The organism is Kitasatospora sp. NPDC034533, assembly GCF_055575155.1.
The window spans coordinates 209372-231270 of sequence record NZ_JBVITE010000003.1 but is presented as its reverse complement, the minus strand read 5'-3'; the positions used below and the strand labels follow the sequence as shown (position 1 = coordinate 231270).

At 73.5% G+C, this 21899-nt stretch carries 20 protein-coding genes; 17 read left to right on the top strand and 3 right to left on the bottom strand.

Annotated elements, in window-relative coordinates; genetic code table 11:
* The first annotated feature begins 17 nt into the window (after positions 1-17).
* The 4 genes from ACZ55U_RS03950 (at position 18) to ACZ55U_RS03935 (ending at position 5614) form a co-directional block, all read left to right on the top strand.
* Positions 18-2216 carry a prenyltransferase/squalene oxidase repeat-containing protein gene (locus ACZ55U_RS03950; RefSeq protein WP_465522121.1) on the top strand — a complete coding sequence of 733 codons (2199 nt, stop codon included), beginning with the start codon at positions 18-20 and terminating at the stop codon, positions 2214-2216.
* Between the two features lie 46 nt (positions 2217-2262).
* Positions 2263-3057, top strand: coding sequence for an amidohydrolase family protein (locus tag ACZ55U_RS03945; protein ID WP_465522119.1), 795 nt, complete (start codon positions 2263-2265; stop codon positions 3055-3057).
* A gap of 212 nt (positions 3058-3269) precedes the next feature.
* Positions 3270-4118, top strand: coding sequence for an aldo/keto reductase (locus ACZ55U_RS03940; protein ID WP_465522117.1), 849 nt, complete (start codon positions 3270-3272; stop codon positions 4116-4118).
* On the top strand, positions 4115-5614 hold the full coding sequence (locus ACZ55U_RS03935; RefSeq protein WP_465522115.1) for a BTAD domain-containing putative transcriptional regulator: 1500 nt from the start codon (positions 4115-4117) through the stop codon (positions 5612-5614). Before ACZ55U_RS03940 ends, ACZ55U_RS03935 begins: the two co-directional genes overlap by 4 nt.
* A 116-nt stretch (positions 5615-5730) precedes the next feature.
* On the opposite strand, the gene ACZ55U_RS03930 is transcribed toward ACZ55U_RS03935, so the two are convergent.
* Entirely contained in the window at positions 5731-7026 is a 1296-nt protein-coding gene (locus ACZ55U_RS03930; protein WP_465522113.1) for a cytochrome P450, read from the bottom strand.
* 19 nt (positions 7027-7045) lie between these two features.
* Complete coding sequence (locus ACZ55U_RS03925; protein ID WP_465522111.1) at positions 7046-8401, bottom strand: glutamine synthetase family protein; 1356 nt, start codon at positions 8399-8401, stop codon at positions 7046-7048.
* A gap of 349 nt (positions 8402-8750) precedes the next feature.
* Here ACZ55U_RS03925 and ACZ55U_RS03920 point away from each other — a divergent pair, with 349 nt between their 5' ends.
* The 10 genes from ACZ55U_RS03920 (at position 8751) to ACZ55U_RS03875 (ending at position 18868) form a co-directional block, all read left to right on the top strand.
* Entirely contained in the window at positions 8751-8939 is a 189-nt protein-coding gene (locus ACZ55U_RS03920; RefSeq protein WP_465522109.1) for a ferredoxin, read from the top strand.
* Positions 8940-8942: 3 nt separating this feature from the next.
* Positions 8943-10166, top strand: a complete 1224-nt coding sequence (locus ACZ55U_RS03915; RefSeq protein WP_465522107.1) for an NAD(P)/FAD-dependent oxidoreductase — start codon at positions 8943-8945, stop codon at positions 10164-10166.
* Between the two features lie 10 nt (positions 10167-10176).
* Positions 10177-10983: an acetoacetate decarboxylase family protein gene (locus ACZ55U_RS03910; protein ID WP_465522105.1), complete on the top strand. Its 807-nt coding sequence runs from the start codon at positions 10177-10179 to the stop codon at positions 10981-10983.
* A 49-nt stretch (positions 10984-11032) separates the two neighbouring features.
* Positions 11033-12496 (top strand): aldehyde dehydrogenase, encoded by a 1464-nt coding sequence (locus tag ACZ55U_RS03905; RefSeq protein ID WP_465522103.1) that lies wholly within the window; start codon positions 11033-11035, stop codon positions 12494-12496.
* Positions 12489-13427, top strand: coding sequence for a 3,4-dihydroxyphenylacetate 2,3-dioxygenase (locus ACZ55U_RS03900; protein WP_465522101.1), 939 nt, complete (start codon positions 12489-12491; stop codon positions 13425-13427). Before ACZ55U_RS03905 ends, ACZ55U_RS03900 begins: the two co-directional genes overlap by 8 nt.
* Positions 13428-13440: 13 nt before the next feature.
* On the top strand, positions 13441-14286 hold the full coding sequence (locus tag ACZ55U_RS03895) for a fumarylacetoacetate hydrolase family protein (RefSeq protein ID WP_465522099.1): 846 nt from the start codon (positions 13441-13443) through the stop codon (positions 14284-14286).
* 27 nt (positions 14287-14313) lie between these two features.
* Positions 14314-15030 carry a TetR/AcrR family transcriptional regulator gene (locus ACZ55U_RS03890; protein ID WP_465522097.1) on the top strand — a complete coding sequence of 239 codons (717 nt, stop codon included), beginning with the start codon at positions 14314-14316 and terminating at the stop codon, positions 15028-15030.
* A 123-nt stretch (positions 15031-15153) separates the two neighbouring features.
* On the top strand, positions 15154-16599 hold the full coding sequence (locus ACZ55U_RS03885; protein WP_465522095.1) for an APC family permease: 1446 nt from the start codon (positions 15154-15156) through the stop codon (positions 16597-16599).
* Positions 16600-16664: 65 nt separating this feature from the next.
* On the top strand, positions 16665-18155 hold the full coding sequence (locus ACZ55U_RS03880) for an aldehyde dehydrogenase (RefSeq protein ID WP_465522093.1): 1491 nt from the start codon (positions 16665-16667) through the stop codon (positions 18153-18155).
* Entirely contained in the window at positions 18152-18868 is a 717-nt protein-coding gene (locus ACZ55U_RS03875) for a gamma-glutamyl-gamma-aminobutyrate hydrolase family protein (protein WP_465522091.1), read from the top strand. The genes ACZ55U_RS03880 and ACZ55U_RS03875 overlap by 4 nt, the downstream gene beginning before the upstream one ends.
* Before the next feature lie 4 nt (positions 18869-18872).
* On the opposite strand, the gene ACZ55U_RS03870 is transcribed toward ACZ55U_RS03875, so the two are convergent.
* Entirely contained in the window at positions 18873-19448 is a 576-nt protein-coding gene (locus tag ACZ55U_RS03870) for a MarR family winged helix-turn-helix transcriptional regulator (RefSeq protein WP_465522089.1), read from the bottom strand.
* 343 nt (positions 19449-19791) lie between these two features.
* Between ACZ55U_RS03870 and ACZ55U_RS03865 the strand changes: the two genes are divergently transcribed.
* The 3 genes from ACZ55U_RS03865 (at position 19792) to ACZ55U_RS03855 (ending at position 21891) form a co-directional block, all read left to right on the top strand.
* Positions 19792-20730 carry a LysR family transcriptional regulator gene (locus ACZ55U_RS03865; RefSeq protein ID WP_465522087.1) on the top strand — a complete coding sequence of 313 codons (939 nt, stop codon included), beginning with the start codon at positions 19792-19794 and terminating at the stop codon, positions 20728-20730.
* A gap of 69 nt (positions 20731-20799) precedes the next feature.
* The gene (locus ACZ55U_RS03860; protein WP_465522232.1) at positions 20800-21636 is read left to right on the top strand and encodes an ACP S-malonyltransferase; all 837 of its coding nucleotides are present in this window, start codon (positions 20800-20802) and stop codon (positions 21634-21636) included.
* Between the two features lie 3 nt (positions 21637-21639).
* Positions 21640-21891, top strand: a complete 252-nt coding sequence (locus tag ACZ55U_RS03855) for an acyl carrier protein (RefSeq protein ID WP_465522085.1) — start codon at positions 21640-21642, stop codon at positions 21889-21891.
* The last annotated feature ends 8 nt before the right edge of the window (positions 21892-21899 follow it).

Genomic DNA, 21899 nt, shown 5'->3' with positions numbered 1-21899 from the left:
CCCACCGAGGAGTCCCGATGACCCGACCGCCCACCCTGCGCGCCTTCTTCACCCGGAACTTCCTGGACCGGCGGGGCCACGTCCCCGCCGTCCTGGGCCGGGACGCCGGCGAGCAGGTCACACCCGACCGCACCCTGCGGGACGCGGCGCTGGCCCTGCTGGTCCTGGGCCGCGCCGAGGAGCCGGAGCGCACCCGCACCCTGCTGACCGCCCTGCGCGACTTCCACGACCCGGCGGCGGCGGGCTTCCACGAACTGCTGGACGTCACCGGCACCCCGCACCCGATCGGCGACGTCCGCACCCCGGGCGTCCAGGCGCTGGCCTGGTGGGCGCTGCACCGGGCGGGCACCGTCCTGGCCGAGCCGGCCCTGGCCGAGGAGGCCCGCGCGGGCCTGCGCTCGCTCGCCGAGGCGGTCACCGCCGCCGCCTGGCCGGCCCGCCTGCACCGCGACGGCACCCGGGTGCTGGACGGCGCGGTCCTGCTGGAGCAGGTCTCCGTCCTGGTGCTGGCGGCCCGGGCGCTCGACGACGGCGACGCCTTCTGGGACTCGTTCCTGACGGCGGCCACCGAGCGGCTGGCCGCCTTCGACTCCGCCGACGGCGCCTGGGCGGCGCTGACCGCGCGCGGCGAGCCCGACACCTTCCACGGCTACCGGCTGCGCGCCAGCGCGCTGGGCGTGCTCGCCTGGTGCGCCCTGCACGAGCGGGCCGTCGCCGCCGGTTCGCCGGACCGCAGCGCCCTCGAACGCGCCTGCGCGGTGCTGCGCCACCTGGACGCCCACGAGCACACCCGCGGCCGGGGCCTGTGGGACCGGCTGGACGCCGACTCTCGGACCCGGGTCGACCCGCTGCGCGCCGAGTACGGCCGCTCCGAGTCCCCCTTCCCGGCCAAGCTGATGTCCGACCACGCGCTGGCGGTGCTGGCCGCCGACAAGGTCGCCGAGCTGTCCGACGACGTGTGGGCCAAGGAGCTGTCCGCGCTGGCCGCCGCCGAGCTGTGGCGCTACACCGACACCGAGGTCGGCGGTGTGTTCCAGGGCCAGGGCAGCTGGTTCTCCACCCCGGTGGAGGCCACCGTCCCGCTCGCCCGGCACGTCATGGTGCCGCCGCGTTCGGCCGGCGCCTTCTCCGTCGGCAACACCGCCTACGTGCCGTTCCACGAGAAGCACGCCGCCACCCAGCTGCTGGCCCTGGCCGCGCTGGGCGACCGGGAGCCGCCCGCGGTCACCGCGCCGGTGCCCGCCGCCCTGCGGCCCTGGCCGCTGGAGCGCGACCTGTCCTACGTCGCCCGCGAGCCGCTGTCCGAGGGCCTGATCGACCTCCCGGCCTACCTGGAGTGGCTGCGCGCCACCGCCTCGGGCCTGGGCTACGGGCTGACGCCGTACCGGGCGCCGCTGGGCCTGCGCTCGGACCGCACCGCCCAGACCTTCTCGGTGCTCCACGTGGTCTCCGACCTGATGGCGCTGGACGAGCCGATCGACAACCGCGACCAGCTGCTGGCGGGCATCTACGCGACCCAGAACCCGGACGGCGGCTTCGGCGAGCAGCCGGGCCTGCTCTCCGAGGCGTTCACCACCTACTGCGCGGTGCTGACGGCGACGGTGCTCGGCGGCACCGACTACGACATGGAGCAGTGCGCCGACTTCCTGCTGGCCTGCCAGCACGCCGAGGGCGCCTTCGGCAACGCCCCCGGCTACCCGGGCGACGCCTGGCACTCCAACCTGGCCGTGCTGGCGCTGCTGGCGCTGGGCCGGCGCCCGGAGCGGGAGGACGACCTGGTCGCCTACTTCGCCGCCTGCCAGAACCAGGACGGCGGCTACGGCAACCAGCCCGGCCACCCGTCGGACACCTTCGCCACCTTCCGGGTGGTGGACACCCTGATCGCGCTCGGCCTGGAGCCGCCGCGCCACGAGCTGACCACCGCCTGGCTGCGCGGCCTCCAGACCGAGGCCGGCGGCTTCCGCTACCGCCCGTCGGGCCCGGAGAGCTTCGTCGGCTCGTACCACGCGATCGCCTCGCTGTACGTGCTGGGGTCGGGCCCGTCGGACCCGGCGGCCTGCCGGGCCTGGATCGCCGCCCGGCAGTCCTCGGACGGCGGTTTCGGGCGGCTGCCCGGCGGCCCGTCGGAGACCACCGACGAGGGCTTCATCGCGATCCAGGCGCTGCACATGCTGGAGGGCAAGCTCAACCCGTACTGGGCCGTCATCATGACCTGATGTTCCGTCAATCCCCGATCAGCCACGACCCCGAAGGGCACATCCGATGATCTTTGACTGCCACCAGCACGTCGTCCTGCCGACCTCGGCGCAGATCGCCTCGATGAACGAGGCGGGCATCGACCGCGCGGTGCTGCTGTCGACCCTGCCGCACATCGAACACTCCACCGACATCGCCTCGTTCAAGCAGGAGATGTCCGTCCTGCACCGGGTGCTCCAGGGCGAGGCGGACGGCCGCGAGCGGCCCACCCGGGAGCTGCGGGAGGCGCTGGCCGAGGGCGGCGACCGCTTCGTGGCCTTCGGCAAGGTGCCGGTGGGCCTGCCGTACGAGGAGACGGCCAAGGCGCTCCAGCGGGAGGTCCTGGAGCCGGGGTACGCGGGCGTCGGCGAGCTGACCTTCGGCGCCGACGAGGCGGCGGGCCTGGAGCCGGTGTTCCAGGCCGTCCACGAGGCGGCGGTGGGCGGCCGGGCGCTGCCGCTGCTGGTGCACGGGTTCGCGCCGCAGACCGCCGGGGACATCCGCACCACCGCGGCGCTCGCCCGCTCCTTCCCGTCGGTGCCGGTGGTCATCGGGGTGCTGGGCGGCCTCAACTGGCTGGAGACCATCGAGCTGGTCAAGGAGATCCCCAACCTCTACCTGGACCTGGGCTCCTCCTTCGTCTCGCTGGCGCCCCGGCTGGCCGCCGCCGAGGTGCCCGAGCGCTGCCTGTTCGGCTCCAACACCCCGTTCGCCGACATGTACACCAACCGCATCCTGGTCGAGCGGGTGATCCCGGACGCCGCGGCCCGGGCCCGGGTGATGGGCGAGAACCTCGCGGAGCTGCTCGGCCTCTCGAACTGAGCCACAGACGGGCCTGGCGGTCCGTCAAGTTTCCCTCGATCGGGGGCGGATGGGGACACCCTCAGGTCCGCCCCCGATTGTCATGTAGGTCACGTTTGCCCGACCGGGCGCGGCGGGCCGCGGGCATCGCCGCATGTCACCGAGCCCGTGACTCTCCGCTATTTAAACCAACTAGTTGCATGAAAACTCTCGATTGGGATAAGTCTTGAGACATGGCCTTCTCCGAGAAACCCCACGCAGTCCCCCCTCCGCTGCCGGCTCGTGAACTCGGGCGCACCGGCCTCACCCTGCCCCGCGTCGGACTCGGCACCTGGCGCCGCTTCGACCTCCCCGCCGGACGCGAGCACCTGGCCCGCGAGATCGTCCGGCTGGCCCTGGACCACGGGGTGCGGGTCTTCGACACCGCACCGGTCTACGGGCGCTCCGAAGGGGTGCTGGCCCGCGCCCTGGGCGCCGACCGGCAGCGGGCCTTCGTGGCCACCAAGATCTGGGCCGACACCCCGGCCGCCGGCCGCCGCCAGTTCGAGCACCAGCTGGACCTCTTCGACGGCCGGGTCGACCTCCTCCAGCTGCACCACCTGATCGGCTGGCAGGTCCACGCGCCGTGGCTCCAGCGGGAGCGCGAGCGCGGCCGGATCGGGGCGCTGGGCCTGACCTACTGGCGCGACCGCGCCTTCGGCGGCGGCACCGCGGCCGAGCTCGAACAGGCCATGCGCACCGGCGTGTTCGACGCCGTCCAGATCCCGCTGAACCCCCGTGAGCGCGACGTCGAGCGGCGCGTCCTGCCGCTGGCCCGCGAACTGGACCTGGGCGTGCTGGTGATGCGCCCCTTCGCCGAGGGCGGCCTGCTGGACCGGACGCCCGACGCCCGCGCGCTGGCCGAGGCCGGCTGCGCCGGGCCCGCCGAGGCCCTGCTGCGCTGGGGGCTGTCCGACCCGCGCGTGCACGTCACCCTGCCCGCCACCATCAGCCCCGCCCACCTGCTGGGAAACATCGCGGCCGGCTCGGCACCCGACCTGACGGAGGGTCAACGTGCCGCTATCGCCGAACTGTTCGGATGAACACGCCCACCGCCACCCCACTGACGACAGGCCTGATACCCGTGAACGGTTCCATCGCCACGTTCGCCACCATCGACCCGCGGCCCTCCGCGCACCACTCCCGCCCCGCGCCCGCCCCGACGGCCGCCGAGTCCCCGAAGGTCGCCGGAGTCGCCGCCCAGGAGGCCTTCCACGTCAGTCTGCTGGGGGCCCCGACCATCTGGCTCAACGGGGAGCCGATGCACATCCGGGGTGATGCCACCAGACGCGTGCTGGTCCACCTCGTGCTCACCTCCCCGCACGTGATCCCCAACCACCGCCTGATCGAGTCCACCTGGGGAGGCAGTGAGCCCGACAGCGCGATCGACCAGATCCGCAAGATCATCTCCAGGCTGCGGCAGAGTCTGCCCGGCGGCAAGGACCTGATCCGCACCGAGCCCGGCGGCTACCGCATCACCCTCAACGCCCGGCAGAGCGACGTCGTGCTGTGGCGGGACGCCATCCGCCAGGCCCGCTCCCTGCTGCACGACGGCGACGAGCACGCGGCCATGGAACAGCTCTCCGACGCCCTCGACCTCTGGCGCGGACCGGCCCTGGACGGCCTCGAAGGGCACCCCTTCGCCACCGAGGCGGTCTCCCTGCACGAGGAGCGGGACGCCGCGCTGGAGGTCTGGTGCCGACTGGCCGTCAAGGAGCTCGGCGCCCCCGCGGTGATCACCCGGCTGCGTCGCGAGGTCGCCCAACGGCCGTTGCAGGAGCGGCTGTGGGAGATCCTGATGACCACCCTGGCCGACTCCGGCCGGGTGCTGGAGGCGATGGACGAGTTCACCAACCTGCGCAAGATCCTCTCCGGCTCGCTGGGTGTGCGCCCCTCACCGCAGCTGGAGGCCGTCTACCACACCCTGCGGGCCACCGCGAACACCCTCGCCCCCGCCCCGGCCGTCCAGCTGCCCGCGCCGGCCGTCCCCCGGTTCCCGGCCCAGCGCCGCTCTCCCGAGCGGATCCAGGCACCCGAGCGGCTCCGGCCCCGGCTGCCCGGCTGGATCAAGGACCTGCTGCGCGGCCAGGAGCCCAACCCGGGTTTCGTGATGGACTCCCGCTGGAACGTGCTGCACCGCAACCAGGCCATGGTGCGCTGGTTCCCCTCGCTCGCCGAGGAGCCGGCCAACATCGTCTCCTGGGCGCTGACCGACCCCTCGGCTCCGGCCACCCTGCACGGCTGGGACTCCCACGCCCGGCGCTACGTCGGCATGCTGAAGCTCGCGCTGTCCGAGCGGCCCGACGATCCGTTCCTGCACGCCGTCCTGAACGGCTTCAAGGCGCAGCACGGCCGGGCCGCCGCGCTGCTGGCGGAGGCCGCCGAGGCGGAGACCTGGGAGAACCACCGGTTCACCCTCCACCTCGGCCACATCAGCCCGGCCCCCGTCCAGGTGGTCTCCCACCTGCTGACCGCCGACGGGAACCCGGACCTGCGCATCATCCTCCTCGTTCCCTCCCAGGGCCACGTCGTCTTCTGACCGCCCGTCCGCAGCAGGGCCGGTGCCGGACGAGACCCGGCCGACGCCCTCCTCGTCTCCCCCCGGACGAGGAGAACACCCGCCGGCCCCGCCACCCGCCCCGCCGGAGCGGCCCGTCAGGCGAGGGTGACCTCCACCGGCAGCCTCTTGATGCCGTTCACGAAGTTGGAGCGCACCCGCGGGACGTCCCCGGCCAGCCTGATGCCCGCCAGGCGCGGGATCAGCTCCTCGAACATGATCCGGATCTCGGTGCGCGCCAGCAGGTTGCCCAGGCACAGGTGCGGGCTGCCCTTGCCGAAGGTGACGTGGTCGTTGTCCCGGCGGGTGACGTCGAAGTCGTACGGGTTGCCGAAGACCTCCTCGTCCCGGTTGCCGGAGGCGAACCACATGACGACCTTGTCGCCCTCCTTGATCCGCTTGCCGCCGAGCTCGACGTCCCGGGTGGCGGTGCGGCGGAAGTGGTAGACCGGCGAGGCCCAGCGCAGGAACTCCTCCACCGCGCCGGGGATCAGCGACGGGTCCTCCTGGAGGCGGGCGAGCTGCTCGGGGTGCTGGAGCAGCGCCAGCATCGAGTGGCTGATGGTGTGCCGGGTGGTCTCGTTGCCGGCCACGACCAGGAGCAGGAAGTAGTTGTCGAAGTCCTGCGCCGACAGCGGCACCCCGTCGCGCGGGGTCTCGTTGACCAGCCGGGAGATCAGGTCGGTGCCGTCGCCGCCGCGCCGCTGACGGGCGAGCTCGCGGCCGTACGCGAAGACCTCCAGGGAGGCGGGCGAACGGAACGGCAGGTCGCGGTACTTCTCGCTCTCCTCGCTGTGCAGCAGGACGTCGGCGTAGTCCGGGTCGGTGTTGCCGATGATCCGGTTGCCCCAGTCGATGAGCTGCTGGTTGTCCTCCGGCGGGACGTCCAGGAGGCGGGCGAGGACGTTGATCGGGAAGTCCGCGGAGACCTCCTTGACGAAGTCGAAGGTGCCCTTGGCCAGGGCGGCGTCCAGCGTGCTGGCGGTCAGGCCGCGCAGGAAGTCGGCGTAGCTGTTGATCACGGTGGCGCCGAACTGGCGCTGGAGCAGGCTGCGCATGGCCCGGTGGCGCACGCCGTCCAGCTCCAGGATCGAGGCGCGCTTCTTGATCTGGTCGTCGTCGACCTCCTCCAGGTTCACGAACTTCGTGGAGGTGAAGGTCTCGGCGTCCCGGTCGACCCGGGCGATGTCGGCGTGCCGGGTGACCGACCAGAAGCCGGAGTTGGGCGCCTCCTCCTCCTGCCAGTGGACCGGGTCCTCGTGGCGCAGGGTGTGGAACATCCGCCACGGGGTGACGCCGTCGGTGAAGTTGTCGAGATCGGCCAGGTTCACCTGGTCCAGGGGCATCGGCTCGTGGGCGGCGCCGGAGGCGGGCACGGTGGGCACGGTGGTCATGGGTTCGCTCCTCGGCGTCTTACAGGTGGTGGGCGTACTCGGTGAACTCCCAGTCGGTGACGTGCCGATGGAAGCGGGCGACCTCGTCGCGCTTGTACGAGAGGTAGGCGGTGGTGAAGTCCTTGCCGAGCACCTCGGTCAGGGCGGTGTCCGCCTCCAGCGCGTCGAGCGCGGCGGGCAGCGAGGCGGGCAGCAGGGCGGACTTGGCGGGGTCGTAGCCGTAGCCCTCCAGCGGGGCGGCGGGCTCGTCGCCGGCGACGACGCCCAGCAGCGCCGCCGCGAGGGTGCCCGCGATGAGCAGGTAGGGGTTGGCGCTGGCGTCGCCCAGCCGCAGTTCGAAGCGGCTGGCGGAGCCGCGCTCCGGCGGGATGCGGACCATGGCGCTGCGGTTGTCCAGCCCCCAGTCGACCAGCCAGGGGGCGAGGGTGTCGGGGCCGAACCGCTTGTAGGAGTTGACGGTCGGGTTGGCCAGCGCGGCGAGGGCCGGGGCGTGGGCGAGGACGCCGGCCACCGCGTGGCGGGCGGTGGCGCTGAGCCCGTACGGCGCGGCCGGGTCCGCGAAGGCGTTGGCGCCCTCCTCGTCCACGCAGGACAGGTGGAGGTGGAAGCCCGATCCGCCCGCGCCCTGGAAGGGCTTGGCCATGAAGGTGGCCAACCGGCCTTCCCTGCGGGCGAGTTCCTTGACGGCGGACTTGAAGCGGAAGGCGCGGTCGGCGGCCGACATGGCGTCCGAGTGGGTCAGGTTGATCTCGAACTGGGAGCCGTCGAACTCGTGGTTGCCGCTGCTGACGCCGATCTCCAGGTCGCGCAGCAGGCGCAGGGTGCGCAGCAGGTGGTTGTCCCCGTCGGCGCGCAGTCCCGCGGTGTAGACGACGCCGGTGGCGTCGCTGTAGCGGCGCCAGCCGCGCTCCGTCCCGGGCGCCTCGTCGCACAGGAAGTACTCCAACTCCGGCCCCACGACCGGGTGCAGGCCGTACTGACGGCAGCGCTCGACCACGCCGCGCAGCAGGTCGCGGGGGGATTCGGGGGCGGGCCGGCCGGTGGCCGGGTCGGTGACGTCGCCGAGGCAGGTGGCGACTCCGGGCTCCCAGGGCAGGGCGGTCAGGGTGTCCAGGTCGGGGCGGACGCAGATGTCGGGCAGGCCGGCGTCCAGGCCGCCGGGGACGGGGACGACGTCGCCCTGGGGGCTGGTGTGGTAGACGGCCCGGCAGAAGGCGAGGCCGTGGTCGCAGGCCGAGGGCAGGTGGTCCAGCAGCACGTCCCGGGCCCGCTCGGTGCCGATGAGGTCGGGATAGGTCACCCGGACCACGTCGATGCCCTCGGCGGCCAGCCGCTCCTGGTGGTGGCGGACGGGTGGGGTGGTGGATGCGCTCACCGGTGTCTCCTGGGGGAAGTGGGGGCGCCTCCCAGCGCTCGCGGCGCTGGGGGAAGGAAACGCGGCGGCTTCGGACTGCTGGGGGACGCAGGATGCCGCTCGCTCACTGGTGGCAAACGGTAGGGACGCCGGTCACCGTCCCGCAAGGGGTCTGACGCATAAATTTATCCATCTGGATAGCTATTGACCCCGGGGCGACTCGCTCCTACGTTATTTGGCATCAAACGTTTTGGCGGGTCGACACCGCCGCCCGGCGCACGCCGCCCCCGGCCGGGATCCGGCCCCAGCGGGCCCGCGCCCCTCCCCACCCCCTTCCCGACGTTCCCCCACAGCACCAGGAGGACCGGCCATGCAGGTCGTCGTCGACATGAACAAGTGCCAGGACCACGGCCAGTGCGTCTTCGCCGCCCCCGACGTCTTCCGCTTCGACGACGACGGGCACCTCGCCTACGTCGCCGACCCCGACGAGTCGCTGCGCGCCGAGGTCGAGGAGGCCGCCGACGTCTGCCCGCTCCAGGCCATCCGGATCGAGGACTGAGCCGTGACCGCACCCATCGTCGTGGCCGGCGCCTCCATGGCCGGCCTGCGCGCCGCCGAACAGCTGCGCGCCGCGGGCTGGGACGGTCCGATCACCCTGGTCGGGGACGAACCCCACATGCCGTACAACCGGCCTCCGCTGTCCAAGGAGGTCCTGGCCGGCAAGGCGACCTTCGAGTCGCTCGCCTTCCGGCCCCGCGCCGCCGTCGCCGACGTCCGGTGGCGCCTGGGCACCGCTGTCGCCCGGGCCGACCTCGACGGCCGGACGGTCGAACTGGCGGACGGCGAGACCCTGCCCTACCGCGGCCTCGTGGTGGCCACCGGCATGCGGCCCCGGCGGCTGAACTGCCCCGGACCGGTGGCCGGCCGGCACACCGTCCGCACCCTGGCCGACGCCCGGGGCCTGCGCGAGGCGCTGACCCGCCCGGGCGTGCGGGTCGTCGTGGTCGGCGCCGGCTTCATCGGCTGCGAGGTGGCCGCCACCGCGGTGGCCCTCGGCGCCGCCGAGGTCACCGTGGTCGACCCGATGCCGCTGCCCATGGTCGGCCCGCTCGGCGAACTGCTGGCCGGCGCGCTGCTCACCCGCCACCGGGAGCGCGGCGTGCGCTTCGCCCTCGGCACCGGGGTGACCGGCTTCGAGGGCGGGGAGCGGGTCACCGGGGTCGCCCTGGCCGACGGCCGGGTGCTGCCCGCGGACGTGGTGGTGGAGTCGGTCGGCTCCGTCGCCAACACCGAGTGGCTGGCGGGCAACGGCCTGGACCTGACCGACGGCGTGCTCACGGACGAGCACCTGCGGGCCGGCGGACGCCCCGAGGTGGTCGCCGTCGGCGACGTCGCCCGCTTCCCCAACGCCCGCTACGACGGCGTCGCGCGCCGCGTCGAGCACTGGTCCATCCCCACCGACACGGCCAAGCACGCCGCCCGGGTGCTCGCCGCCCACCTCACCGGCACCGGCCACGGCCTGGAGCCGTTCGCCCCGCTGCCGACCTTCTGGAGCGACCAGCACGACTTCCGGCTCCAGTCCTTCGGCTCCCCCGCCCTCGGCCGCGACGACGTGCGCGTCCTGGAGGGCGACCCCGACGGCGACGTCCTGGTCGGCTACCACCGGGACGGCCTCCTCGTCGGCGTCGTCGCCCTGGGCGGCCAGAGCGCCGCGGCCGCCGCCGCCCGCCACCGCGCCGCACTGCTCCGGCGGCCCGCTCCCCAGCACCTCTCCCCCACCGCGTAAGGAACCCCAAGTGGCCACTGTCCGTGGATACTTCCACCCCAAGACGGCGACCGGCGCCTCCTCGCTGATCCCCTCGCCGCCGTGGCGCTACTCCGGCGACCTGCTCACCATCGAGTACCGCACCGACCCGGCCCGGGTGCGCGAGCTGCTGCCCGAGCCGCTGGAGCTCGCCGACGAGGACCCGGGCGCCGTCGCGCTGATCTGGGCCGACTGGCAGTCCTGCTCCGCCTCCGGGCGGGAACTGCTCGACCCGGTGCTCGCCCAGTACAAGGAGGCGTTCGCCGTCGTCCGCTGCAAGTTCCAGGGTCAGACGTACAGCCGCTGCGTGTACATCTGGGTCGACAAGGACTTCGCCATCGCCCGCGGACTGCACCAGGGCTACCCGAAGAAGCTCGGCTCCATCCACCAGACCCGCCCCCACCCGTACGGCCCGGCCCCGCGCATCGAGGCCGGCGCCCGCTTCGGCGCCACCCTCGCCGCCGCGGACCGCCGGCTGGCCCAGGCCGTCGTCACCCTGCGCGAGCCGTCCGGGACCAACGGCTTCGTCAACGGCCACCCGATGGCCCACCACCGCTGGCTGCCCTCGATCGAGAAGGGCAAGGGCCTCGCCCTGGACGAGCTGGTCGCCTCCGGCGCCTCCTCCTTCGAGGCCGGGACGCCCTGGGTCGGGGACGCCGACCTGGAGCTGTTCGAGTCGCCCACCGAGGAGCTGGCCCGGCTGGAGGTCCGCGAGCCGATCGCCGCCTACTACCGGCAGGTCGGGGTGGTGTGGGACGGCGGCAGGCTGCTCGCCACCAACGCCTCCGGCGCCGAGTGAACCCCCGCCGAACCCGCCCTACCCGAGGACGCACGAGGAGCCCCAGGTCATGAGCGACCACACCACCACCGTCGCCGGCGTCGCCGTCGACACCCGGCACTGGATCGGCGGCGAGCGCGTCGCCTCCGCCGGCACCTTCACCGACGTCTCGCCCATCGACGGCGCCGTCCTCGGCGAGATCGCCCGGGGCACCGCGGCCGAGGCCGGGGCGGCGGTCGCCGCCGCCAAGGCGGCCTTCCCCGGCTGGGCCGCCACCCCGCGCGAGGAGCGGGCCCGCCTGCTGCACGCGATCGCCGACGGCGTGGAGCGCCGGCTGGAGGACCTGGCCGTCGTGGAGACGGCCGACAACGGCGCCCTGCTGCGCTCGCACCGGCGCGGCGTCATGCCCCGGGTCGCGCACAACTTCCGGTTCTTCGCCGACTGGCTGCTGGGGCTCGCCCACGAGGACTTCGAGACCCGGGGCCACACCAACCACGTCAGCTGGGACCCGGCCGGCCCCTGCGTGCTGATCACCCCGTGGAACGCGCCGCTGATGCTGGCCACCTGGAAGGTCGCCCCGGCGCTGGCGGCCGGCAACACCGTCGTCCTCAAGCCCGCCGAGTGGTCTCCGCTGACGGCCTCGCTGCTCGCCGACATCGCCGCCGAGGCCGGACTGCCGGCCGGCGTCCTCAACGTGGTGCAGGGGCTGGGCTCCGAGATCGGCGACGCCCTCACCGCGCACCCCGACGTGCGCCGGATCAGCTTCACCGGCTCGGTGCCCACCGCCAGGCACATCGCCGCCTCGGCCGCCGCCAACCTGACCCCGCTCAGCCTCGAACTGGGCGGCAAGTCCCCGCTGCTGGTCTTCGCCGACGCCGACCTCGACCTCGCCGTCGACCTCGCGGTGGAGCAGTACGACAACGCCGGCCAGGTCTGCCTGGCCGCCACCCGGCTCCTGGTCGAGGAGACGGTCGCCGAGGAGTTCACCCGCCGCTTCGTCGAGAAGGCCTCCCGCATCGTGCAGGGCGACCCGCGCGACGAGGCGACCGACATCGGCCCGAACATCCACCCCCGCCAGCTGGAGAAGATCGACGGCTTCGTGCGGCGGGCCCTCGCGGCCGGCGCCACCGCCGAGATCGGCGGCAGGCGGCTGGACGGCCAGTACTACGCGCCGACGCTGCTCACCGGTGTCGCCCAGGACTCGGAGATCGTCCAGGAGGAGGTCTTCGGCCCCGTCCTGACCCTCCAGACCTTCCGCGACGAGGACGAGGCGGTCCGCCTCGCCAACGACACCCGCTTCGGCCTGGCCGCCACCGTCGCCACCGGTGACCGGGAGCGCGCCCGGCGCGTCACCGAGCGGCTGGTGGCCGGCACCGTCTGGGTCAACTGCTTCTTCGTCCGGGACCTCCAGGCCCCGTTCGGCGGCTCCCGGCACTCGGGCGTCGGCCGCGAGGGCGGCACCTGGAGCTTCGACTTCTACTGCGACGTCAAGAACACCGTCACCGCGCCGAAGGGCTGGGCCGACCATGGGTGAGATCGTCGGCGCGGGCCTGCTCGCCCACGTCCCCACCGTCGTGCTGCCCGAGGAGACCAGGCTCCAGCTGAACGAGGGCCGGGAGATCACCCTCGTCACCGGCCTGCGGCAGCTGCGCGAGGACGTCTTCGCCCGCGACGACTACGACACCGTCGTCGTCCTGGACTCCCACTGGGCGACCACCGTCGAGTTCGTCGTCACCGCCCAGGACCGCCGGGCCGGGCTGTTCACCTCCGAGGAACTGCCGCGCGGCATGTGCCGGATGCCGTTCGACTACCCCGGCGATCCCGAACTCGCCCGCAACATCGCCGGGTTCGCCGACAAGCACGGCACCTGGATCACCCCGATCGACGACGCCTACCTTCCGGTCTACTACGCCACCATCAACCTGTGGAAGTTCCTCGGCGAGGGCCTGCCGGACAAGCGCTGGGTGACCATCGGCGTCTGCCAGACCGGCGACATGGAGGACCACCTGCGCCTGGGCCGGGCCCTGGCCGACGGCATCGCCGCCACCCCCGGCCGGCGGGTGCTGCTGATCGCCTCCGGCGCCCTGTCGCACACCTTCTGGCCGCTGCGCGAACTGCGCGACCACGAGTCCAGCGACCCGTCGCACGTCTTCACCCCGCAGGCCCGCGCCGCCGACGAGGAGCGGATCGCCTGGTTCAAGGAGGGCCGCCACGACAGGGTCCTCGACACCATGGACGAGTTCTGGCGGTACAAGCCCGAGGCCAGGTTCTTCCACTACCTGATGATGGCCGGCGCCCTCGGCGAGCGGGCGTGCACCGCGAGGGCGCGCCAGTACGGCGAGTACGAGAACTCCATCGGCACCGGCCAGGTCCACCTCTGGTTCGACCGCCCCGGGAACGGCTGGACGGGCGCCGGACTGCCCGCCGCCGCGCCCGGCCCCCGCAACCCCCACAGCCTCAGCTAGAAAGGCCCCCGCCATGCCCGAGTACCGCCGCATCCTGCTCGACGGCGCCGCCGTGGAGACCGTGCGCGAGGGCGACGAACTGGTCGCCGGTGACGGCCGCCGCGTCGCGGTCGAGGACGCCCGGCACCTGCCGCCCGTCGTGCCCTCGAAGATCATCGCCGTCCACCTCAACCACCGCAGCCGGGTGGACGAGTTCCGGATCGGCCTGCCCGACACCCCCACCTACTTCCACAAGCCGACCTCCTCGCTCAACTCCCACCGGGGCGCGATCGTCCGCCCCGAGGGCTGCAAGTGGCTCAACTACGAGGGCGAGGTGGCCATCGTCATCGGCCGCACCGCCCGCAACATCTCCCCCGCCGAGGCGGGCGAGTTCATCGCCGGGTACACCGTCGCCAACGACTACGGCCTGCACGACTTCCGGGACACCGACGCCGGCTCGATGCTCCGGGTCAAGGGCTCCGACACGCTGTGCCCGCTCGGCCCCGGGCTGGTCACCGACTGGGACTTCCGCGGCAAGCGGCTGCGCACCTACGTCAACGGCGAGGTCGTCCAGGACGGCTCCACCGACGAGATGACCTGGGACATGCACTACCTCGTCGCCGACATCGCCCGCACCATCACCCTTTACCCCGGCGACGTCCTGCTCTCCGGCACCCCCGCCAACTCCCGTCCGGTGAAGCCGGGGGACGTCGTCGAGGTGGAGGTCGAGGGGCTCGGCCGGCTCACCAACCACGTCGTCACCGGGCCGACCCCGGTGCGCACCGACGTGGGGGCGCAGCCCACGGAGTCCGAGGAGGTCCTGTCCACCGCCCTCGGCGGCGACTGGGAGTTCCGCGGCATCCGGCCGCCGAAGCGCTGACCGGTGGGCCCCGGTAGGGTCGCCCCCATGACCGACCCCGTCGAGCACCCGGACGCCGAGCGGCCCTCCGGGGGCGCGGAGCCCGCCCGGCCCGTCCGCGGGCGCGGCGCCCGCAAGCGCGTCACGAACTACGGGACGGGCCGGACGGCCCTGCTGGACGCCGCCGTGCGCGTGGTCGCCCGGGGCGGTCTGCGGCACCTCACCTACCGGGCCGTCGCCCAGGAGGCCGGGGTCACCCACGGGCTCGTGGTGCACCACTTCGGTTCGCGCGACGCGCTGATCGAGGAGGCCGTCGCCCACGCCGTCCGCTCCTCGCTGAGCGCCAGCGCGCTCGGCGCCGGCACCGGCCGCCCGGCCGACTTCTCCGCGGGGCTGGCCGACATGGTCGAGAGCGGTCCCGAACTCCAGGTGTTCCAGTACGAGTTGCTGCTGGAGGCGCGGCGCAGGCCGGAGCTGCTGCCGCACCTGCGCGGCCTGTACGAGGAGTACTTCGAGGCCAGCCGCCGGGAGCTGGACCGGATCCTGCCCGGCCCGGTCAGCCGGGGCACCTCCCGGCTGGTGTTCGCCGCGCTGGAGGGGCTGGTGCTGCACCAGCTGGTGTTCGGCGAGCGCGAGGCCACCGAGGAGGCGCTGGGCGAACTCCGGGGCCTGCTGGCCCGGCTGGCGGCGGCGTCCGAGCGGCCGGCCGAAGCGCCCGCCGCCGAGCCCGCCGCCGAGCCCTCCGGGGAGTCGGACGCGGGCTGACGAGGCCGGACGCCCGGTTTTCCTGCCGCCCAACCCCTTGCCAAACGGATAGTTGCACCCCACGATGAGGCAACTCGTTTGACCCGAAACGACTCCCCCACTCCTATCTGGCAGGTGATCCCTGTGGACAGTCGGACGACTTCCGCAGAGCGGACCGAGCGGGACGCCCCCACCACGTCCACGCTCAAGCCCAACGCCCTGGGCGTCCTCGGCATCCTCTTCTTCGTCCTGTCCGGCCAGGCCCCGCTGACGGGCATCGCGGGCGCCGCCCCGCTGTCGGTCGCCCTCGGCAACGGCTCCGGCACCCCCGCCGCCTACGTGCTGGCCGGGGCGGTGATCCTGCTCTTCTCGGTCGGGTTCATCGCGATGGGCCGCCACGTCGTGGACGCCGGCGCCTTCTACACGTACATCGGCGCCGGCCTCGGCCGGACCGCCGGCGCGGGCAGCGCCGCCGTCGCACTGTTCTCCTACTGCGTCATCCAGGCGGGGATGTACGGCCTGTACGGCTCGATCGTCAGCGGGCTCGTCGCCGAGCACACCCCGCTGGACCTCCCCTGGTGGGTCTACACCCTGGTGACGATGGCGGTGGTGCAGGCCCTCGGCGCCCTGGGCATCGAGATGGGCGCCAGGGTGCTGGCCGCCTTCGTGCTCGCCGAGTTCAGCATCCTGGCGCTCTTCGGCCTGGTCACCCTGGCCAGGGGCGGCGGGCCCGAGGGCCTCGGCCCGGCCGACAGCTTCTCCCCCTCCGCCGCCCTCCAGGGGGCGCCCGGCGTCGCCGTGATGTTCGCCCTGGCCTCGATGTTCGGCTTCGAGGCCACCGCCATCTACGGCGAGGAGGCCAAGGACCCCAAGAGGACGGTGCCGCGCGCCACCTACCTCTCGGTGCTCGTCGTCACCGGCTTCTTCGCCCTCACCTCGTGGACGCTGATCTCCTCGTACGGCGCCTCGAAGGCGCCGGAGGCTGCGGGCAGGGCGCTGGCGGCCGGGGACTCCGCCGGCTTCGTCTTCGCCCCCGTCACCGACCTGTTCGGCGGCTGGCTCGGCGGCGTCCTGCCGGTGCTGCTCGCCACCTCGCTGTTCGCCGGCGTGCTGACCTTCCACAACTCCGCCGGCCGCTACCTGTTCTGCCTCGCCCGGGACGGCCAACTGCCCGCGCGGCTCTGCCGGCTGAACGGCAAGCACGCCCCGGCGACGGCCGGCCGGGTGCAGACCGCCATCGCCGTCCTGCTGGTCGTGCCCTTCGCGGTGGCCGGCGAGGACCCGGTGCTCAGCCTCTTCTCCTGGTTCAGCGGGCTCGCCGTGCTGGCGATGATGCTGCTCTACCTGCTGACCTCGGTGTCGGTCGTGGTGTTCTTCCGCCGCCGGCGGGTGGACACCCGGGTGTGGAACACCCTGATCGCGCCCGTGCTGGGCGCGCTCGGCATCGCGGGCGCCATCTGGCTCATCCTGGCCAACTTCACCACCCTGATCGGCGGCGGGGCGAGCACCGCCGTCTGGCTCGTCGGCTCGGTGCCCGTGGTGCTGGCGCTCGGGGTGGCCAACCACCTGATCCGGCGCCGACGCGGCTGACGTCTGCCCGACGGCGCGCGCCCGGCAGCCCGGGCGCGCGCCGCCCACCCCTTCTGGAGGACCGTATGACCCCCGCCACCCACGAGGACTGGCTCCGCCGGGCCGAGGCCTTCCGGCCCGTCCGCGAGCACCTGATCGACGGCGCCGACGAAGCCGGCGGCGGCGGCACGTTCCCCGTGGTGTCCCCCCGCGACGGCCGGGTGCTGGCCGAGGTCGCCGACGCCGGTGCGCCCGAGGTCGACGCGGCCGTCGCCGCCGCCCGCCGGGCCTTCGACCACGGCCCGTGGCCGCGCCTGTCCCCCGCCGAACGCGGTCGCGTCCTGCTGCGCCTCGCCGACCTCCTGGAGGAGCGGCGGGCCGAACTGGCGCTCACCGTCAGCCTGGAGATGGGCAAGCCGGTCACCGACGCCCATGACATCGAGCTGCGGGCCCTGATCAGCACCTTCCGCTGGTACGGCGGGCTCGCCGACAAGCTCACCGACGAGTCCCCGCGCACCGCGCCCGACGCCCTCGCCCTCGTCACCCGGGAGCCCGCCGGGGTGGTCGGCGCGGTCGTCCCCTGGAACTTCCCGCTCACCCTGGCCGGCTGGAAGGTCGCCCCGGCGCTCGCCGCCGGCTGCACCGTGGTGCTCAAGCCCTCGGAGAACTCCCCCCTGTCCGCCCTGCTGCTCGGCCGGATCGGCCTGGCGGCCGGACTGCCGCCGGGCGTCCTCAACGTCGTGGCCGGTGACGGGCCGGTGGCCGGCCGGGCCCTCGGCCTTCACCCCGACGTCGACGTCCTCGCCTTCACCGGCTCCACCGCCGTCGGCCGCCACTTCCTGCGCTACTCCGCCGACTCCAACCTCAAACGGGTCTGGCTGGAACTGGGCGGCAAGTCGCCCAACATCGTGCTGCCCGACGCCCCCGACCTGGAGCGGGCCGCGGCCACCGCCGCCTGGGGCATCTTCTTCAACCAGGGCGAGATGTGCACCGCGCCCTCCCGGCTGCTGGTCCACTCCTCCGTCGCCGAACGGGTCACCGAAGCCGTCGTGGCGCGCGCCCGCGCCCTGCGGGTGGGCGACCCGCTCGACCCCGCCACCGAGATGGGCGCCCTGGTCGGCGAACAGCACCTCGGCCGGGTCCTCGGCCACGTCCGCACCGCCCTGGACGACGGCGCCCGCCTGCGCGCCGGCGGCGAGCGCACCCTGACCGCGACCGGCGGCTGCTACCTCCAGCCGACCGTCTTCGACCGGGTCGCCCCGGACAGCCGGCTGGCCCGCGAGGAGGTCTTCGGCCCGGTGCTGTCCGTCCTCGCCTTCGACGACCTGGACGAGGCCGTCGCCCTCGCCAACGCCACCGAGTACGGCCTCGCGGCCGGGCTGTGGACCTCCGACCTGTCCACCGCCCACCAGGTCTCCCGCGCCCTCAGGGCCGGCACGGTCTGGGTCAACTGCTACGAGGAGGGCGACCTCACCGTGCCCTTCGGCGGAATGAAGCAGTCCGGCAACGGGCGCGACAAGTCCGCCCACGCCCTGGAGAAGTACACCGAACTCAAGACCACCTGGATCCAGCTGTGAGCCACCGTCCGCTGATCGCCGTCCCCGCCCGCTTCGCCGCCTCCACCTCCGCGCTGCGCTACGCCGCCGAGGTCAACGCCCGGGCCCTGATCGAGGCCGTCTGGCGGGCCGGCGGCGAGCCCGTCACCCTGCACCCGCACGCCCCCGGCGGCGCCGCCGACCCGGCGGAGGTCGCCGCCCGGCTGGCCCGCTTCGACGCCCTGCTGCTGCCCGGCGGCGGGGACCTGGCGCCCCACCGCTACGGCGCGGCCGACGCCCACGAGGCGGTCTACGACGTGGACGAGGAGCAGGACGCCTTCGACCTGGAACTCGCCCGGCAGGCCCTGGCGGGCGGGGTGCCGCTGCTGGCGGTCTGCCGCGGCCTCCAGGTCGTCAACACCGTGCTGGGCGGCACCCTGCACCAGGACATGGGCGGCCCTGGGCGCGAGCACCGGCACGTCCGGCAGCCCGTCGCGCTCACCCCCGGTTCCGCGCTGGCCGGGATCACCGGCGGCGAGGAGGTCGCGGCCTCCTGCTACCACCACCAGCACGTGGACCGGCTCGGGCAGGGCCTGGCCGTCACCGGCCGGGCGGCCGACGGGACGGTCGAGGCCGTCGAACTGCCCGGGGCGAAGGGCTGGTTCACCGCCGTGCAGTGGCACCCGGAGGACACCGCCCACGAGGACCCGGCCCAGCAGCGGATCTTCGACGCCCTGGTGCGGGCGGCCGCCTGAGAGGTCAGCTGCGGGCGGGCCGCCGGCCGCTGCGGCGCGGGGCGGGCTCCTCGCCGTTCAGCAGCGAGCGGCGGCGCTCCTCGCCGTGCTCCTCGACCTGGAGCACCACCCGCCGCAGCCCGTCGGCGAGGCTGACGCACTCCTCGTCGGAGAGCCGGGAGGTGACGAACGACTCCTCGTCGTTGAAGGCCGGGAACACCTCGCGCATGAACTCCTCGCCCCGCTCGGTGAGCACGAGGAGGACCAGCCGCCCGTCGGTGGGGTGGTCGACCCGGCGCAGCAGGCCGCGCGACTCCAGGGTGCGGGAGACACCGGTCAGCGTGCCCTTGGAGATGCCGGCCTCCTCGGCGACGTGCCGGGTCTCGGACTCGCCCCAGACCCAGACCACCCAGAGGACGACGAAGGCCGTCCAGGTGAGGTCCGAGCCCCGCAGGACGGAGTTCTCCAGGTGCTGGCGCACGGCGGAGGCGGCCCGGTAGATGTTGGCCACCGCGGCCATCCGCTCCCGGCGGATCGGGCTGCCGCCGAGCTTCGCCTGGACGAGCCTCTCGGCCTCGTTGATGGACCGCTGGCTGGGCACGGGTGCTCCCTCGTCTCGCCGTCACCTGGCTCACCGGTGGCGGGCTCGGGCCCCTTCCGGTGACCCAGGCATCCTAGTTGGCGGGACCGGCCGTGGTCGTACGACCGGAGGCCGGCCCACCGTTTGCGCCCGCGAGTCCTTCACAACAGGGCCCCGGGGGCGACCTTGTTCCATCGTCAACCTGTCGCCTATGGTGAGCGAAGCACTTCGCTCCGTGTTCCACCTTCCGACGCATACCCAAGGGCTGGAAAACGCCCGGGGGCTGCGCTTTTTACGCGCTTGACACGTTCACGACACAAGCCGTTCCCGGATACCGCCCGACAGCTTTCTCCGGACGTGAAGAATGACCGACCGACTGGACTTCAGCCTCACCCAACTGCGTTATTTCGTGGAATCCGCCGAACTCGGCAACATCTCGGAAGCCGCCGAAAAGCTCCGAGCCTCGCAATCGACCGTCTCCTCGGCCATCATCCGGCTGGAACGCCAACTCGGCGTCCAACTGCTGCTGCGCCACCACGCCCGCGGCGTCTCCCTCACCCCCGACGGGCGCCACCTCCTGCTCGGCGCCCGGGCGCTGCTGGGACAGGCCAGGGACCTCCAGGAACAGGGGGACGCCCTGGCGGGCGGCCTCGAAGGACGGATCGGCATCGGGTTCCTCACCGCGCTGGCCCCGTTCCTGCTGCCGCCGACCCACCGGATCACCGCGCGGCGCCACGCCGGGCTGCGGCTGAGCACCCGGGAGGAGCGGGCCGACCCGCTGCTCGCCCTGCTCAGCGAGGGGCAGTGCGAACTGGCCGTCACCTACGACTTCCTGAGCGGTGGCTGCCGGTTCGTCCCGCTGGCCGAGCTGCGCCTCCACGCCCTCCTGCCGGACGACGGCCCGGACGGCGCCCCGCACGACGCCCCGGTCGGCCGGGCCGACCCCGTCCCGCTGGCCCGCCTCGCCGACCGCCCCTTCGTCGCCCCCGACGACCCGCCGCTGCTGCTCCACTTCGAGAAGGCCTTCGCCGAGGCCGGCGTCCCGCCGCCACCGGTGATCACCGCGGCCGGCCCGGAGACCGTCCGCGGCCTGGTGGCCGCCGGGTGCGGGTTCACCCTGGCCTACCAGCGCACCCACCGGGCCGCCACCCTGGAGGGCGGCCGGATCCGCGCGGTGGAGCTCGCGGACCCGGCGCCGACCGCCCGGCTCGGGGTGGCCGTCGCGCCCTCCCTCGCCCTCGGCCGACGCGGCCGGGCGGTCCTGAACGTCCTCAGATCGGTGGTCTCGGCCGGCCGTCCGTGAGAGCGCCGGCCCGCCGCGCCACCCCTCTCCCCACCCCCGCGACGAAGTCGGAGGAACGCCGTGTTCGCCATGCTCTTCGCCGGCCAGGGCAGCCAGCACAAGGGAATGGGCGCCGAGGTCTTCGCCCGCTACCCCGGGCTGGTCGCCTTCGCCTCCGACCTGCTGGGATACGACCTGGCCGCCCTGTGCACCGAGAACCCGGACGGCCTGCTCTCCCGCACCGAGTACACCCAGCCGGCGATCTTCGTCGTCAACGCCCTGCACGGCTTCGAGCACACCCACCGGGAGGAGCGCCGGGCCGACTGCTACCTGGGGCACAGCCTCGGCGAGTACAACGCCCTGCTGGCCGCCGGGGTCTTCGACTTCGAGACCGGCCTCCGGCTGGTCGCCAAGCGCGGCGAGCTGATGGCCGCGGCCTCCGAGGGGGGCATGGCCGCCGTGCTGGACACCCCCGAGGAGCGCCTGCTGAAGATCCTCGCCGACCACGGCGTCGACGGCGTCGACATCGCCGGCCTGAACACCCCCTCCCAGCTGGTCATCGCGGCCACCCCGCCGGTGCTGGCCGCCGCGCTCGACTGCCTGGAGGGGGCCGGCGTCCGGGTGGCCCGGCTCCGGGTGAGCGCCCCCTTCCACTCCCGCTACATGGAGCCGGCCCGGGTGCGCTTCGCCGAGTACCTCACCGGCTTCACCTTCGCCGAACCCACGACGCCGGTCGTCTCCAATGTCACCGCCCGGCCCCACCGGGCGCACGAGACCGCCCGGCTGCTCGCCGACCAACTCGTCACCCCGGTGCGCTGGACCGACTGCGTCCGGAGCCTGCTCGACCCGGACGACCCGCTGGAGTTCACCGAGATCGGCGGCACCGCCCTCACCCGCATGGTCCACGCCATCACCTCTGGAGCCTGAACGATGGAATCGACGACGGAAACCATCCGGAATTACCTGGAAGACCGCTTCCTCTTCGAGTTCGACGAGGAAATCACCCCCGACACCGACCTGTTCAAGGCCGGCGTCATCGACTCCTTCGGCTACGTGAGGATGATGCGGTTCCTGGAAACCGAGTTCTCCATCACCCTCGACGCCGACGAGATCCTGATGGACGTCCTCGTCTCGCTCAACGCGATCGACGAATTCATCCAGAAGAAGCTCGCCGGAATCTAGGGGGAACC

What these genes read in the sequence shown, in the direction of transcription:
- ACZ55U_RS03860 (WP_465522232.1), top strand. Translation starts at nt 20,800, where the DNA reads ATGCTCTTCGCCGGCCAGGGCAGCCAGCACAAGGGAATGGGCGCCGAG.
- ACZ55U_RS03900 (WP_465522101.1), top strand. Translation starts at nt 12,489, where the DNA reads ATGGGTGAGATCGTCGGCGCGGGCCTGCTCGCCCACGTCCCCACCGTC.
- ACZ55U_RS03945 (WP_465522119.1), top strand. Translation starts at nt 2,263, where the DNA reads ATGATCTTTGACTGCCACCAGCACGTCGTCCTGCCGACCTCGGCGCAG.
- ACZ55U_RS03895 (WP_465522099.1), top strand. Translation starts at nt 13,441, where the DNA reads ATGCCCGAGTACCGCCGCATCCTGCTCGACGGCGCCGCCGTGGAGACC.
- ACZ55U_RS03880 (WP_465522093.1), top strand. Translation starts at nt 16,665, where the DNA reads ATGACCCCCGCCACCCACGAGGACTGGCTCCGCCGGGCCGAGGCCTTC.
- ACZ55U_RS03950 (WP_465522121.1), top strand. Translation starts at nt 18, where the DNA reads ATGACCCGACCGCCCACCCTGCGCGCCTTCTTCACCCGGAACTTCCTG.
- ACZ55U_RS03940 (WP_465522117.1), top strand. Translation starts at nt 3,270, where the DNA reads ATGGCCTTCTCCGAGAAACCCCACGCAGTCCCCCCTCCGCTGCCGGCT.
- ACZ55U_RS03905 (WP_465522103.1), top strand. Translation starts at nt 11,033, where the DNA reads ATGAGCGACCACACCACCACCGTCGCCGGCGTCGCCGTCGACACCCGG.
- ACZ55U_RS03865 (WP_465522087.1), top strand. Translation starts at nt 19,792, where the DNA reads ATGACCGACCGACTGGACTTCAGCCTCACCCAACTGCGTTATTTCGTG.
- ACZ55U_RS03935 (WP_465522115.1), top strand. Translation starts at nt 4,115, where the DNA reads ATGAACACGCCCACCGCCACCCCACTGACGACAGGCCTGATACCCGTG.
- ACZ55U_RS03855 (WP_465522085.1), top strand. Translation starts at nt 21,640, where the DNA reads ATGGAATCGACGACGGAAACCATCCGGAATTACCTGGAAGACCGCTTC.
- ACZ55U_RS03920 (WP_465522109.1), top strand. Translation starts at nt 8,751, where the DNA reads ATGCAGGTCGTCGTCGACATGAACAAGTGCCAGGACCACGGCCAGTGC.
- ACZ55U_RS03930 (WP_465522113.1), bottom strand. Translation starts at nt 7,026, where the DNA reads ATGACCACCGTGCCCACCGTGCCCGCCTCCGGCGCCGCCCACGAGCCG.
- ACZ55U_RS03890 (WP_465522097.1), top strand. Translation starts at nt 14,314, where the DNA reads ATGACCGACCCCGTCGAGCACCCGGACGCCGAGCGGCCCTCCGGGGGC.